Source organism: Pseudomonas sp. B6002 (assembly GCF_013385985.1).
Taxonomy (GTDB): Bacteria; Pseudomonadota; Gammaproteobacteria; order Pseudomonadales; family Pseudomonadaceae; genus Aquipseudomonas.
Genome location: NZ_JACAOY010000012.1, coordinates 329,659 through 344,469, shown reverse-complemented (window position 1 = coordinate 344,469; position 14,811 = coordinate 329,659). Strand labels below are relative to the sequence as shown.

At 62.9% G+C, this 14,811-nt stretch carries 10 protein-coding genes; 9 read left to right on the top strand and 1 reads right to left on the bottom strand.

Going from position 1 to position 14,811, the window contains the following annotated elements; genetic code table 11:
• The first annotated feature begins 208 nt into the window (after positions 1 to 208).
• The 6 genes from HX792_RS17635 to HX792_RS17610 all read left to right on the top strand — a co-directional run bounded on the left by HX792_RS17635 (position 209) and on the right by HX792_RS17610 (position 9,836).
• Entirely contained in the window at positions 209 to 2,659 is a 2,451-nt protein-coding gene (locus tag HX792_RS17635; protein WP_176997274.1) for a glycogen/starch/alpha-glucan phosphorylase, read from the top strand.
• Positions 2,660 to 2,813: 154 nt separating this feature from the next.
• Positions 2,814 to 6,344, top strand: coding sequence for a DUF2339 domain-containing protein (locus tag HX792_RS17630; RefSeq protein ID WP_176997273.1), 3,531 nt, complete (start codon positions 2,814 to 2,816; stop codon positions 6,342 to 6,344).
• Positions 6,344 to 7,699, top strand: coding sequence for a DUF3999 domain-containing protein (locus HX792_RS17625; protein WP_176997272.1), 1,356 nt, complete (start codon positions 6,344 to 6,346; stop codon positions 7,697 to 7,699). Before HX792_RS17630 ends, HX792_RS17625 begins: the two co-directional genes overlap by 1 nt.
• Before the next feature lie 95 nt (positions 7,700 to 7,794).
• Positions 7,795 to 8,805, top strand: coding sequence for a class 1 fructose-bisphosphatase (locus HX792_RS17620; RefSeq protein WP_060754592.1), 1,011 nt, complete (start codon positions 7,795 to 7,797; stop codon positions 8,803 to 8,805).
• 176 nt (positions 8,806 to 8,981) lie between these two features.
• Entirely contained in the window at positions 8,982 to 9,236 is a 255-nt protein-coding gene (locus HX792_RS17615; RefSeq protein WP_176997271.1) for a hypothetical protein, read from the top strand.
• Between the two features lie 30 nt (positions 9,237 to 9,266).
• Positions 9,267 to 9,836: a lipocalin family protein gene (locus tag HX792_RS17610; protein ID WP_017734862.1), complete on the top strand. Its 570-nt coding sequence runs from the start codon at positions 9,267 to 9,269 to the stop codon at positions 9,834 to 9,836.
• Positions 9,837 to 9,966: 130 nt separating this feature from the next.
• Here the strand turns inward: HX792_RS17610 and HX792_RS17605 are convergent, their stop codons facing one another.
• On the bottom strand, positions 9,967 to 11,331 hold the full coding sequence (locus tag HX792_RS17605) for a formimidoylglutamate deiminase (protein WP_176997270.1): 1,365 nt from the start codon (positions 11,329 to 11,331) through the stop codon (positions 9,967 to 9,969).
• Positions 11,332 to 11,478: 147 nt separating this feature from the next.
• Here HX792_RS17605 and hutC point away from each other — a divergent pair, with 147 nt between their 5' ends.
• From hutC to hutU, 3 genes are all read left to right on the top strand, one after another.
• On the top strand, positions 11,479 to 12,189 hold the full coding sequence (gene hutC, locus HX792_RS17600; RefSeq protein ID WP_256349867.1) for a histidine utilization repressor: 711 nt from the start codon (positions 11,479 to 11,481) through the stop codon (positions 12,187 to 12,189).
• Complete coding sequence (locus HX792_RS17595; protein WP_176997268.1) at positions 12,186 to 12,746, top strand: HutD family protein; 561 nt, start codon at positions 12,186 to 12,188, stop codon at positions 12,744 to 12,746. The genes hutC and HX792_RS17595 overlap by 4 nt, the downstream gene beginning before the upstream one ends.
• A 385-nt stretch (positions 12,747 to 13,131) precedes the next feature.
• Positions 13,132 to 14,802 carry a urocanate hydratase gene (gene hutU / locus HX792_RS17590; RefSeq protein ID WP_176997267.1) on the top strand — a complete coding sequence of 557 codons (1,671 nt, stop codon included), beginning with the start codon at positions 13,132 to 13,134 and terminating at the stop codon, positions 14,800 to 14,802.
• Positions 14,803 to 14,811: the final 9 nt, after the last annotated feature.

The window sequence follows — 14,811 nt, the reverse complement described above, 5'->3', positions numbered from 1 at the left end:
GGCGCGCGATCATACCGGGATTGGTGGTTTTTTGAACAATATTTTGCGGATTTCCGCTGCAAGGCGGCGCGAACGGTGATCGGGCACGAGCCCTGCATCTAAAACCCCAAAGGTAAATGCGTTAAAAAAGTGCCGAACCAGAGCGTCTACCGTCTGTCAGACCGACTAGGCTCTAGCCACTCCTTCTATCTCGCCCGAGGTCGCACCGATGTCTCAGGAACCGCTTGCACGAGAAGCAGAGGTAGCCGCATTTCGCGATGCCGTCTTGACCAAACTCACCTACGCGGTGGGCAAGGACCCGGATCACGCCTTCGACCACGACTGGTTCGAAGCCATTGCCCTGGCCGCGCGCGACCAGATGGTCGACCACTGGATGAACCATACGCGGCATATCTACCGCAAAGGTCAGAAGCGGGTTTATTACCTTTCCCTGGAATTTCTTATCGGCCGCCTGCTCTACGACAGCCTGAGCAACCTGGGTGTGCTGGAAATCGCGCGCGACGCCCTGTCCGAGTTGGGCGTGGACCTGGAGCGCATTCGCTTGCTGGAGCCCGACGCGGCGCTCGGCAACGGTGGCCTCGGCCGCCTGGCGGCGTGCTTCATGGAAAGCATGTCGACCCTGGGCATTGCCGGCCACGGTTATGGCATTCGCTATGAGCATGGTTTGTTCCGCCAGGCGATTGTCGATGGCTGGCAACAGGAGCAGACCGAGCGCTGGCTGGATTTCGGCAACCCGTGGGAGTTCGAGCGGGCCGAGGTGATCTACCCGATCGGCTTTGGCGGCAGTGTCGAGACCAAGGCCGACGCCTCGGGCAAGATGATCCAGGTGTGGACGCCCAACGAGACCGTGCGCGCCGTGGCCTACGATACCCCGGTGGTCGGCTGGCGCGGCGCCAGCGTCAACACCTTGCGCCTGTGGCGTGCCCGGGCCGTGGAAGACCTGCACCTGGAACGCTTCAACGCCGGCGACCACCTGGGCGCCGTCGCCGAAGTGGCCCGCGCCGAAAGCATCTCCCGGGTGCTTTACCCGGCCGACAGCACCGAAGCAGGGCAGGAACTGCGCCTGCGCCAGGAATACTTCTTCGTCGCCGCTTCCCTGCAAGACCTGCTGCGCCGCCACAAAAACATGCACGGTTCGGTGCTGAGCCTGGGCGAGCACGCCGCGATCCAGCTCAACGACACCCACCCGTCCATCGCCGTGGCCGAGTTGATGCGTCAACTGGTGGACCTGCACGACATCCCGTGGGAGGCCGCGTGGGACGTCACCGTTGAAACCCTTTCGTACACCAACCACACGCTGCTGCCCGAAGCCCTGGAAACCTGGCCGGTCGGCTTGATGGAGCGCATGCTGCCCCGGCACATGCAGATCATCTACCTGATCAACGCGCAGCACATCGACTCGCTGCGCGCCAAGGGCATCCACGACTTTGACGTGCTGCGCGCCGTGTCGCTGATCGAAGAAGACAACGGCCGCCGCGTGCGCATGGGCAACCTGGCGTTTCTTGGCTCCCATAGCGTCAACGGCGTATCTGGGTTGCACACCCAGTTGATGCGCAGCACGGTGTTCTCCGAACTGCACAAGCTGTACCCGGAGCGCATCAACAACAAAACCAACGGCATCACCTTCCGCCGTTGGCTGTACCAGGCCAACCCCAAGCTCACCGACATGCTGGTGGAAGCGTTGGGCCCGGATATCCTCGACAAACCCGAGCAGCGCCTGGTGGAGCTGGAACCGTTCGCCGAAAAGCAGGCGTTCCGCAAAGCTTTCGCCGAGCAGCGCCTGCACAGCAAGCGTGCCCTGGCGGACATCATCCACGAGCGTTTGGGCATTTCCGTCAATCCGGCGGCGATGTTCGACGTGCAGGTCAAGCGTATCCACGAGTACAAACGCCAGCTGCTCAACCTGCTGCACACCGTGGCGCTGTACCAGGCCATCCGTGCCGAGCCCGGCACCGACTGGGTGCCACGGGTGAAGATTTTTGCCGGCAAGGCTGCGGCCAGTTATCACCAGGCCAAGTTGATCATCAAGCTGACCAACGACATCGCCCGCACCGTCAACAACGACCCGACCGTGCGCGGGTTGCTCAAGGTGGTGTTCCTGCCCAACTACAACGTCAGCCTGGCGGAAAGCATCATCCCTGCCGCCGACTTGTCGGAGCAGATCTCCACCGCAGGCTTTGAGGCCTCGGGCACCAGCAACATGAAGTTCGGCCTCAACGGCGCGCTGACCATCGGCACCATGGACGGCGCCAACGTGGAGATGCACGAGCGCGTCGGTGCCGAGCACATGTTCATCTTCGGCCTGAGCGCCCAGCAGGTGGAGGCGCGCAAACATGCCGGCGAGTTCAACGCCGGGCCGGACATCGCCGCCTCCCATCGCCTCAATGATGTGCTGCAGGCGATTCGGGGTGGAGTGTTCTCGCCGGATGATCCGGGCCGCTACGTGGGCTTGATCGACGGGCTGATCGACTACGACCGCTTCCTGGTGTGTGCCGACTTCGATTCTTATTGGGACGCCCAGGCACGGGTCGAGGCGCATTGGCACGACTCCAAGGCCTGGTGGCGTTCGGCGGTGTTGAATACGGCGCGGATGGGGTGGTTCAGCTCGGACCGCACGATCCGCGAATACGCAACCGAGATCTGGAAAGCCCTCGACTAACCACCGAGTCCCCCTGTGGGAGCGGGCTTGCCCGCGATAGCGCAGTGTCAGTTTGCAGATTTGTCGACTGGCACACCGCAATCGCGGGCAAGCCCGCTCCCACATTGGTCTTGCGTCGATATACTAGGCCTCGGTTTGCTTAGGGATATCGACCATGCAATGGATTTTCATGCTGATTGGCCTGGCACTCGGCTGGACACTCGATGAGTCGTTCACCGATGCCGGTTTTGGTGCGCTGCTGGGGTTGGGGATCGGCCAGGCGATTCGCTTGTCGATGCTGTCGTCCCAGGCAGACCAGCAGGCGCGTCAGCTGGAAACCACGCAGAAGGCGCTGATCGCATTGGGCGAACGCCTGCGGCTACTGGAAGTGCCTGCCCCGGCGAGCAGCATTGCTGCCGAGCCCGTCGCCCCTGAACCCGAACCTCAACCCACCCCTGTCGCCGAGGCGCCCGAGCTTGTCTGGGAGTTGCCGGCCGAACTGGCACCCGTCGCGATGGTTGCCGAGCCCATCCAACCGCTGCCGGATGACGTCTGGGCACCCGCTCCCGCCCCACGCCCTGCAGAGCCCGTGCCCCCCCGTGGCCCCAACCTGATCGACCGCGCCATCAGCGGTGCGCGCAATTGGCTGTTCGGTGGCAACACCGTGCTGCGGGTTGGCGTGGTGCTGTTGTTCCTCGGCCTGGCCTTCCTGCTGCGCTACGCCACCGAAGGCATGGTGGTGCCGATCGAGTTGCGCTATGCCGGTGTTGCTGCCGCCGCCGTTGGCCTGTTGGGCCTGGGCTGGTGGCTGCGCCTGCGCAACAGCAATTACGGGTTGATGCTGCAAGGCACCGGGATCGCGGTGCTGTACCTGACGGTGTTTGCCGCGATGCGCTTGCACCCGCTCATCGACCCGGGCGCCGCGCTGGGCCTACTGGTGGCGGTGACGGTGTTCTCGGCGATCCTGGCGATTACCCAGGACGCGCTGGGCCTGGCCTGCGCGGCGGCGCTGGGCGGGTTTGCGGCGCCAATCCTCACCTCTACCGGCGCCGGCAACCATGTGGCGCTGTTCAGTTATTTCGCGTTGCTCAATGCCGGCATCCTGGCCATCGCCTGGTTCAAGGCCTGGCGCCTGCTCAACCTGATCGGCTTTGTCGGCACCTTCGGCATCGGCTTTGCGTGGGGCATGCGTTCCTACACGCCGGAACTGTTGTGGAGCACCGAACCGTTCCTGATTCTGTTTTTCCTGATGTACCTGGCCATCGGCCTGCTGTTCGCCCGGCGTAAGTTGCTGGAGATGAGCGACGCGCCCGAGGACGACAGCCGTGGCGCCCTGCTGCGCTGGTCGGCGGCCAAGGGTGACTATGTGGACGGCAGCCTGTTGTTTGGCCCGCCGCTGGTGGGCTTTGGCTTGCAGTTTGCGCTGGTGCAGCACCTGGAATTCGCAGCGGCGTTCAGTGCCCTCGGCCTGGGCATTATCTACATGGCCCTGGCTCGCATGCTCAGTGGCGGGCGCGCCTTGCTGCTGGCGGAGACCTGCCTGGCTCTGGGCGTGATCTTCGCCAGCCTGGCGATTCCCCTGGGCCTGGATGCGCGCTGGACCGCTGCAGCGTGGGCCGTGGAAGGCGCCGGGATTCTCTGGCTGGGTGTGCGCCAACAGCGGCCGTTGGCGCGGGCCTTCGGCTTGCTGCTGCAACTGGGCTCTGCTGTCGCCTTCCTCAGCGAGTTGCGCATGGGTGAGCACAGCCTGCTCGACGGCGCGCCGTTGGGCGCGCTGCTGCTGGGCGCGGCGCTGCTGTTCAGTTTCGATCAACTGCGCAAAGCCTCCACCGAGCAAGCGTCGGAGTGGGAGCGCCAAGGCTTGCCGGTGCTGGCGAGCCTGGGCCTGGGTTTCCTTTACTTGCTGGCACCGTTGCTGTTGCACACCCAAGGCACCGCCATCAGTTGGGCGCTCGCCGGCCTGGTGACATTGTTTGTCGGCCTGCGCATCGGCTCGCGCACCTTCCTGTTCACCGCGTTTGCCGTGCAGTTGCTGGGCGGCGCGTTGTTCCTGCTGCGCTTGCAGGGTGGCGATGGCGCGGCGGTGTTCAGCGCGGGTTGGGGCGGTTTGCTGACAGCATCGCTGATCGGCCTGGCCTTGGTCGGCGGCATGCTGCTGGCGGCGCGTGACGACATGGTACGCGGCGATGTGCGCTTGCTGCGCGGGCTCTCGGTGGTGTTGCTGGCGGGGTTGGTGCTGATCAACCTCGCGGTGCTGTTCGTGCTGCCGTGGGAAAGCGCCAGCGGTGTGTGGGCGGCCAGTGGGTTGTTGATCATCTGGCTGAGCCTGTACCTGCAACAGCGCGTCAGCTTTGTGTTCGGCTTGCTGCTGCAAGTGGTCGGCGGTGCTTCGTTCCTGCTCTCGGTGCCGCAACTGCTGGGGCCGCTGACGAGCGAAGGTTTGCGTCCGCTGGCCCACAGTGGTTTCTGGACACCGATGGTGCTGGGCCTGGCGGCGCTCGTGGGGGCCTGGCGCCTGCAACGCGAACCCCATGCGCCGGTGTTTGACGTACTGAAACTGCAACGGCTGTCTGACTTGCTGCTGGTGTGGGGCGCAGGCTGGTGGACACTGGCGCTGAGCGGCGAAGTGCTGCGGTTTGTCCCGCTGGAACTGCAAGGCGCGTTCCTGCTGGGTATCGCGGCAGTCAGCGTAGCGATCTGGGGGGTGCTGGCCGAGCGTTTGCGCTGGGCGTCGCTGGGCATGCTGTGCACGTTGCTGATGCCAGCTGCCGCCGTGGTGCTGCTGGTGTCTGCCCATGCCTACTATCACCCGGCTGCGCAGTTTGGTTGGCTGGCTTGGTTCGCCGTATTTGTGGTGCATTTCATTTCGCTGCGGCGCCTGGCGGCCGTCGTGCCGGGCAAGGTGCTGAGCGTGGCCCACGTGTTGGGCTGCTGGATGCTCATCGGTGTGCTGGCGCTGGAGCTGCGTTACGGTCTGCTGTCTCTGTCGGCCGAATACAACGCCTGGCGCTGGTTGGGCTGGGCGATCCTGCCAAGCCTGTACCTGGTACTGGCGGCCGCACCACGCAGTTGGCCGTGGCCGGTGTCGGCCTACCCGCGTGAATACCGTGTGCTGGCGGCATTGCCGCTGGCGGTGCTGATGCTCGGCTGGTTCTGGCTGGCAAACACCTTCAGCGATGGCGTGGCCAAGCCGCTGCCCTATGTGCCGTTGCTCAACCCGCTGGACCTGGGCCTGTTGTTTGCGCTGTTGGGTGTGTACCTGTGGTCACGCAGCGTGGCGCCGCAACGCGGGCCGAGGGTGGAACTGATCGCCCAGGGCGTTGCCGGTATTTCGTTGTTTGCGTTCTTTACGGCCCTGGTGATGCGCACCGCTCATCATTGGGGCGGTGTGCCGTTCCAGTTGGATATGTTGCTCGAATCCATGCTGGTGCAGGCCGGCCTGTCGATCGTGTGGACCCTGATCGCCCTCGGCCTGATGATCGGCGGCCACCTGCGTCATCGTCGCGAAGTGTGGCTGATCGGCGCGGCCTTGATTGCGCTGGTGGTGGCCAAGCTGTTCTTTGTCGAGCTGAGCAACCGGGGCGGCCTGGCGCGGATTGTGTCGTTTATCGGCGTGGGCGGGTTGCTGCTGGTGGTGGGCTACTTTGCGCCGCTGCCTCCTAAACGTGCCGAACCTGTGATTGAAACCGAAGGAGCGTCTTCTTGATGGGCAAGTTGAGTCTGGGGGGGTTGGCGGTATGGATGGTGTGCGCGGCGGCGGTTGCCCAGGAAGGGCCGGCCGATTTCACCACGCACGTGCCGCTGGCGGTGAGCGGCAATGGCCCCTGGTATCGCCTGGAGCTGCCGCTGGCGGTGCAGTTGAGCGCACGCCAGGCCGATCTCAGCGATGTGCGGGTGTTCAACGCGGCGGGCGAGGCCCAGGCGTATGCGTTGTCCCGTCAATCGTCACAGCACACCGAAAGCCGCACGGTGACCGACGTGAAGTGGTTTCCGCTGTACGCCGCCGATACCCAACAGGCGTTGCCGGGCGTGGTGATGAAGGCCACCACCGAAGGCACCCTGGTGGAGATCAAGCCGGCCACCGAGCCCAAGCCCGGCAAGCAGGTGCTGCGCGGCTGGGTGTTGGACGCCAGTGCGATCAAGGCGCCGTTGCAGCAACTGAGCCTGGATTGGAGCCGGGAGCAGGACGGGTTTCAGCGTTTCAGCATCGAAGCCAGCGACGACTTGCAGCACTGGGCGTCGTGGGGCGACGGCCAGGTGGCGCGCCTGTCGTTTGCCGACGAACGGGTCGAGCAGCATGACGTCAGTTTGCCGGGACAGTCGGCGCGTTATCTGCGATTGGTCTGGCAGGGGCAGACTGCGCCGGTGCTGACGTCGGCCAAGCTGACCAGCGCCACCCGCAGCAGCCTGCCAATGCCATTGGTGTGGTCGCAGCCGTTGTCGGGCACGCGGCTCAAGGCCGGGGAGTACAGTTGGCAGCTGCCGACGGGGCTGAGTGTCGAGCGCCTGCGCATCGAGTTGAAACAGCCCAACACGCTGGCGCCGGTGACACTGGCGGGGCGGCGCGACGCCAATCAAGCCTGGCAGCCCCTGAGCAATGGCCTGCTGTATCGCCTTACCCAGAATGGCCAGGAGGTGGTGCAGGATGAGTTGCCGTTGCCGGGCCAGGCTGTGACCGAACTCAAGTTGCAGGTGGACGAGCGCGGTGGCGGCCTGGGCGTCGACGCACCGGCCGTGCGCTTTGCCGTGCGCTCCACGCAGCTGGTGTTTCTGGCGCGGGGTGAGCCGCCGTTCACCCTGGCGCTGGGCAATGGCGCCGTGAAGGCGGCGAACCTGCCGCTGTCCACCCTGATTCCCGACTACAGCGCCGAGCGCCTGAAGACCCTGGGGCAGGCCACGACCGTGGGCGATGGGGTGGTCAGTGCGCCGGTTGCGGCGGTGTCGCCCCCAGTCGGTGCCGACTGGAAGAAGCTGGGCCTGTGGGCTGTACTTCTGCTCGGCGTGGCGGCGCTGGGAGGCATGGCCTACAGTCTGTTGCGCAAGCCCGTGGCCAAACCGTGAACTCTATTGGTGTTAAATCCTCTGATGAGAGGAAATAAGCCCCGACTCGCGTTAAACTGCGCGGGTTTTTAGCCCCCCATTCTCCGGAGCCTTACATGTCCCGCGTTACCTTGAGTCGCTATTTGATTGAGCAGACCCGCAGCAACAACACGCCTGCCGATCTGCGCTTCCTTATCGAAGTGGTGGCGCGTGCTTGCAAGGAAATCAGCCACGCCGTGTCCAAAGGCGCACTGGGTGGTGTCCTGGGCAGCATGGGCACTGAAAACGTGCAGGGCGAAGTGCAGAAGAAGTTAGACGTGCTGTCCAACGAGATTCTGCTCGAAGCCAACGAATGGGGCGGTCACCTGGCCGGCATGGCGTCCGAAGAAATGGACAACGCCTACCAGATCCCGGGTAAATACCCGAAAGGCGCCTACCTGTTGGTATTCGACCCACTGGACGGTTCGTCCAACATCGACATCAACGCGCCGGTCGGCACCATCTTCTCGGTACTGCGTTGCCCGAACGAATACCTGAGCCAGAACGAAGCCCTGAACGAAAAGGCCTTCCTGCAGCCAGGCACCGAGCAGGTCGCTGCCGGCTACGCGATCTACGGCCCGCAGACCATGCTGGTGCTAACCCTGGGCGACGGCGTCAAAGGCTTCACCCTGGACCGTGAAATGGGCAGCTTCGTGCTGACCCACGAAGACATCTCCATTCCTGCTTCCACCCAGGAATTTGCCATCAACATGTCCAACCAGCGCCACTGGGAAGCCCCGGTACAGCGCTACGTGAATGAGTTGATGGAAGGCGAGGAAGGCCCGTTGAAGAAGAACTTCAACATGCGCTGGGTCGCTGCGATGGTGGCCGACGTGCACCGTATCCTGACCCGGGGTGGCCTGTTCATGTACCCACGTGACAGCCGCGAGCCGTCCAAGCCGGGCAAGCTGCGCTTGATGTATGAAGCCAACCCGATGTCCTTCCTGGTTGAGCAAGCGGGCGGCGCGTCCACCGACGGCCACCAGCGTATCCTCGACATCCAGCCTGAAGGCCTGCACCAGCGTGTGGCGGTGTTCCTGGGTTCGAAGGAAGAAGTTGAGCGCGTGACCGCTTACCACAAGCAGTAAGTGGCGGCGACCGGTCATCCGCGTTGTTGTGAGCCGGATCACCCTTGAAGAAGCCCCGAAACGTTTCAGCGTTTCGGGGCTTTTTTTGTTTTTGCTCATCGGGAACCAGACACCCCTTTTCCCTTCTAAGCTTCTGGCAGATACCCACGCTGCTTCGTCTCTCCAGGAGTTATCCCATGTCGTTACGCCGTCTCGCCCTGCTGACTTTTTGCGTGCTTTTGGCCGCTTGCAGCAAGGTCAACCAGGAAAATTACGCGAAGCTGTCGGCTGGCATGGCCAAGGCTGAGGTGGAGTCGTTGCTGGGCAAGCCTGCCGATTGTTCCGGCGCACTGGGCATGTCCAGCTGCACGTGGGGCGATAAAAACAGCTTTATCAGCGTGCAATACGCCGGTGACAAAGTTCTGATGTTTTCCGGGCAAGGCCTGAAGTAAACCGGGGCGCGAGCCTGCGGGAGAAAAAGAATGATGCGTTTTGTTTTATACCTTTGTGCCAGCCTGTTTTTGGCGGGCTGCGCCAGCCATTCTGGCGACGATCTGCAACCCAAGACAGCGAGCAACGTCAACCTCAAGCGTTACCAGGGCACCTGGTATGAGTTGGCTCGATTGCCGATGTACTTCCAGCGCAACTGCGCCCAGTCCGAAGCCCGTTACACGCTGTTGCCCGATGGCGACATGTCGGTGTTCAACCGCTGCCTGACGACCGAATGGAAGTGGGAAGAAGCCAAAGGCACGGCCACGCCGCAAGTACCGGGCAAGACCGACAAGCTCTGGGTGGAATTCAATAACTGGTTCACGTCGTTGCTGCCAGGCGTCGCCAAGGGCGACTACTGGGTGCTGTACGTCAGTGATGACTACAAGACCGCGATTGTGGGCAGCCCGAGCCGGCGCTATATGTGGATCCTGTCGCGCACGCCAACTGTGAATGCCGACACCCGCGAGGACCTGCTGAGCAGGGCGCGACAGCAGGGGTACGACACCACACGTTTGATCTGGCGCACGTCGGATAAGCAGATGGCCAAGACCTCGCAATAAACCTGAATCAACGCCGATCAAAAAATGTGGGAGCTGGCTTGCCTGCGATAGCATCACCGCGGTGTAACTGATACACCGCGGTGCCTGTATCGCAGGCAAGCCAGCTCCCACATTTGTTATGTGTCGCCAGTTAACCGAGCAAATCCTTCAAAACCTGGGTAAACGCCCGGCTGCTGTCTTCTTCGCCCGCATGCCGCCCATCGCGCACCACCCACTTGCCGTTCACCAGCACATCCCGCACCTGCCGGTCGCCCCCGGCGAACAGCCAGCGATTGAGAATCCCGTCCTCTGTCGCCGTCGCCAGATACGGATCACTGCCGTCCAGCACAATCCAATCCGCACGTTTACCCACCTCCAGGCGACCAATCGGCTGCCCCAATGCTTGAGCGCCACCGTCCAGCGCAGCATCAAACAGCGTGCGGCCGACCATCGGCTGATCACTGCGATACAACCGGTTGCGCCGCTGATCGCGCAGGCGCTGGCCGTATTCCAGCCACCGCAATTCTTCCACCACGCTCAGCGAGACATGGCTGTCGGAACCGATGCCCATGCGCCCGCCCTGCGCGAGGAAATCCACGGCCGGGAAAATGCCGTCACCCAGGTTGGCTTCGGTCGTCAGGCACAAACCGGCAATCGCACGGCTCTTGGCCATGCGCGTCACTTCTTCGGCATCGGCGTGGGTGGCGTGCACCAGGCACCAGCGCTCATCGACCTCGACGTTGTCATACAGCCACTGCAGAGGTCGCTTGCCGCTCCAGGCCAGGCAGTCGTCGACTTCCTTCTGCTGTTCGGCGATGTGGATATGCACCGGGCAGGCTTTGTCGCTGGCCGCCAGTACTTCGCTGATCTGCTGGGGCGTGACGGCGCGCAGGGAGTGAAAGCACAGGCCCAACTGCTGGGCCGGTTGTGCGGCGAGGATAGGCTTCAAGCGAGCCTGCAGGTCCAGGTAGTGTTCAGTGCTGTTGATAAAGCGCCGCTGGCCCTCATTCGGCACCTGGCCCCCAAACCCGGAATGGGTGTAAAGCACCGGCAACAACGTGAGGCCAATCCCGCTGCTGGCCGCCGCCAGGCTGATCTGGCGCGACAGCTCGGTGCGGTCGGCGTACGGCTGGCCGCTGACGTCATGGTGTACATAGTGGAATTCGGCGACCGAGGTGTAGCCGGCCTTGAGCATCTCGATGTACAGCTGACGTGCGATGACCTGCAATTGGTCCGGGCTGATTTTGCCGACCATCCGGTACATCAGGTCGCGCCAGGTCCAGAAACTGTCATTCGGGTTGCCGGCCACTTCGGCCAAACCGGCCATGGCGCGCTGGAATGCATGGGAGTGCAAGTTCGGCATGCCCGCCAACAACGGGCCTCTCAGCCGTTCGGCGCCCTCTGCGCTGGCATTGGCCTCAACCTTAGTCAGCAGGCCATCGGCGCTGACTTCAAGACGTACATCATTGGCCCATCCATTAGGCAGCAGCGCGCGTTCGGCAAAGAAAGCGGACATGATCAAGGCACCCCGGTCGTGTGTTTATTTGTATATACATATACAGACGTTTGCCTGCTCGGTAAACTCCGGCAATCTATGCATCTTTTCCCCCTGCAAGGATTCCCTGTGCCGACTCCGCCCGCCAACTCTTCGCTGGCTGCCCACATGGACGAAAGTCCGGCGCCCTTGTATGCCCGCGTCAAACAGATGATCAGCCAGCAGATTCTCACCGGCAACTGGCCGCCCCATTACCGCGTGCCGTCCGAGAGCGAGCTGGTCAGCGAACTGGGCTTCAGCCGCATGACCATCAACCGTGCCCTGCGCGAGCTCACCGCCGAAGGGTTGCTGGTGCGCATGCAAGGCGTCGGCACATTCGTCGCCGAGCCCAAGAGCCAGTCAGCGCTGTTTGAAGTGCACAACATTGCCGATGAGATCGCCTCCCGCGGTCATCGGCACACTTGCCAGGTCATCCATCTGGGCGAAGAGGCTGCGGGCTCCGAGCGCGCCGTTGCCTTGGAGATGCGTGAAGGCGGGCGCGTATTCCACTCGCTGATCGTGCACTTCGAAAACGATATTCCCGTGCAAATCGAAGACCGTTTCGTCAACGCTCTGGTCGCGCCGGAATACCTGCAGCAGGATTTCACCCAGCAAACCCCTTACGCCTATTTGAACCAGGTGGCGCCGCTCACCGAAGGCGAGCACGTGGTTGAAGCGATCCTCGCAGACGCCGCCGAGTGCAAGCTGCTGCAGATCGAACCGAGTGAGCCCTGCCTGTTGATCCGCCGACGCACCTGGTCGGGCCGCCAGCCGGTGACCGCCGCGCGTTTGATCCACCCCGGTTCCCGTCATAGCCTGGAAGGACGTTTCAGTAAATGAGTGCAGTGAAAGTCTGGCGCGCCACCGATTACGTGCGCATGCCGTGGAAAAACGGCGGTGGCAGCACCGAAGAAATCACCCGTGACGCAGGCGCAGGTCTCGATGGCTTTGGCTGGCGCCTGTCGATTGCCGACATTGGCGAGTCGGGCGGGTTCTCGACCTTCGCTGGTTACCAGCGCGTCATCACCGTGATCCAGGGTGCTGGCATGGTGTTGACGGTCGACGGTGAGGAGCAGCGCGGTTTGTTACCGCTGCAACCGTTCGCGTTCAAAGGTGACAGCCAAGTGTCTTGCCGCCTGATTACCGGGCCGATTCGCGACTTCAACCTGATCTACTCGCCCCAGCGTTACCACGCGCGGTTGCAGTGGGTGGACGGCGTGCAGCAATTCTTTACGACCGCGCAGACTGTGCTGGTGTTCAGTGTGGCGGATGAAGTGAAGGTGCTGGACCACAAGCTCGGTCACCACGACTGCCTGCAAGTGGACGGTAACACCGGCTTGCTGGATATCTCCGTAGCCGGCCGCAGCTGCATCATCGAACTGACCCCACGCGATTAACCCTGTAGGAGCCGGCTTGCCGGCGAAGCGGTCTATCTGAAACACCGTCATCGCCGGCAAGCCGGCTCCTACAGTGGTTTTGTGGTGTAGATAAAATCTGTTTCCAACCCTCGCACCAATTTGTTACCGAATGCCCCAGCGTGGCGCAAAACCACGCCGACACGCCAAACCTCTCTCGCTGTAAAAACCCTCCGTAAGAAATTTCATCAAGCCCCGAAGCCTTAATTTCCAAGGCTCGCGCGTACTTTCCAAAAAAATCTCGACAACCCCCTCGCCAAGTTGGCCGCTTGATTGCATATGCTTGTATGTACAAGTAAAGATGTGTGCGTAAGACTCTCCTTCGCACCATCCATGTTCGCGCATCGATCGCCGAGGAGTTCTTGTTGTGACCAAGCCTACAAAATACCGTGACGTCGAAATCCGTGCCGCCCACGGTAACAAGCTCACTGCCAAAAGCTGGCTGACTGAAGCGCCGCTGCGCATGCTGATGAACAACCTCGACCCGCAAGTGGCCGAGAACCCGAAAGAATTGGTGGTGTACGGCGGTATCGGCCGTGCGGCGCGCAACTGGGAGTGCTACGACCAGATCGTCGAGAGCCTCACTAACCTGAACGACGACGAAACCCTGCTGGTGCAATCCGGCAAGCCGGTTGGCGTGTTCAAGACCCACAGCAACGCTCCGCGTGTACTGATCGCCAACTCCAACCTGGTACCGCACTGGGCCAGCTGGGAACACTTCAACGAACTGGATGCCAAGGGCCTGGCCATGTACGGCCAGATGACCGCCGGCAGCTGGATCTACATCGGCAGCCAAGGCATCGTCCAGGGCACCTACGAAACCTTCGTCGAAGCCGGCCGCCAACACTACAACAGCGACCTGACCGGCCGCTGGGTCCTCACCGCCGGCCTCGGCGGCATGGGCGGCGCCCAGCCTCTGGCCGCTACTTTGGCTGGCGCCTGCTCGCTGAACATTGAATGCCAGCAGGTCAGCATCGACTTCCGCCTGAACAGCCGTTATGTCGACGAACAAGCCACCGACCTCGACGACGCCCTGGCTCGCATCGCCAAATACACCAAGGAAGGCAAGGCCATCTCCATCGCCCTGCTGGGTAACGCGGCGGAAATCCTGCCGGAACTGGTCAAGCGTGGCGTGCGCCCAGACATGGTCACCGACCAGACCAGCGCCCACGACCCACTCAACGGCTACCTGCCAGCCGGCTGGACCTGGGACGAATACCGCGCCCGCGCCAAGACCGAGCCGGCTGCCGTGATCAAGGCCGCCAAGCAGTCGATGGCCGTGCACGTCAAAGCCATGCTGGAATTCCAGAAACAAGGCATCCCGACCTTCGACTACGGCAACAACATCCGCCAGATGGCCCAGGAAGAGGGCGTGGAAAATGCCTTCGACTTCCCGGGTTTCGTACCGGCCTACATCCGCCCACTGTTCTGCCGTGGCATTGGCCCGTTCCGTTGGGCGGCGCTGTCGGGCGACCCGCAAGACATCTACAAGACCGACGCCAAAGTCAAAGAGCTGATCCCGGACGACGCCCACCTGCACAACTGGCTGGACATGGCGCGCGAGCGCATCAGCTTCCAGGGCCTGCCGGCGCGTATCTGCTGGGTCGGCCTGGGCCAACGCGCCAAGCTGGGCCTGGCGTTCAACGAAATGGTACGCAGCGGCGAGCTGTCGGCGCCGGTGGTGATCGGCCGCGACCACCTCGACTCCGGCTCGGTCTCCAGCCCGAACCGTGAAACCGAAGCCATGCAGGACGGTTCCGACGCCGTGTCCGACTGGCCACTGCTCAACGCCTTGCTCAACACCGCGAGCGGCGCGACCTGGGTGTCGCTGCACCACGGTGGCGGCGTCGGCATGGGCTTCTCCCAGCACTCCGGCATGGTCATCGTCTGCGACGGTACCGACGAAGCCGCCGAGCGTATCGCCCGCGTGCTGCACAACGACCCGGCCACCGGCGTGATGCGCCACGCAGACGCCGGCTACCAGATCGCGATCGACTGCGCCAAAGAACAGGGCCTCAACCTCCCAATGATCAAGTAACTCAATGTG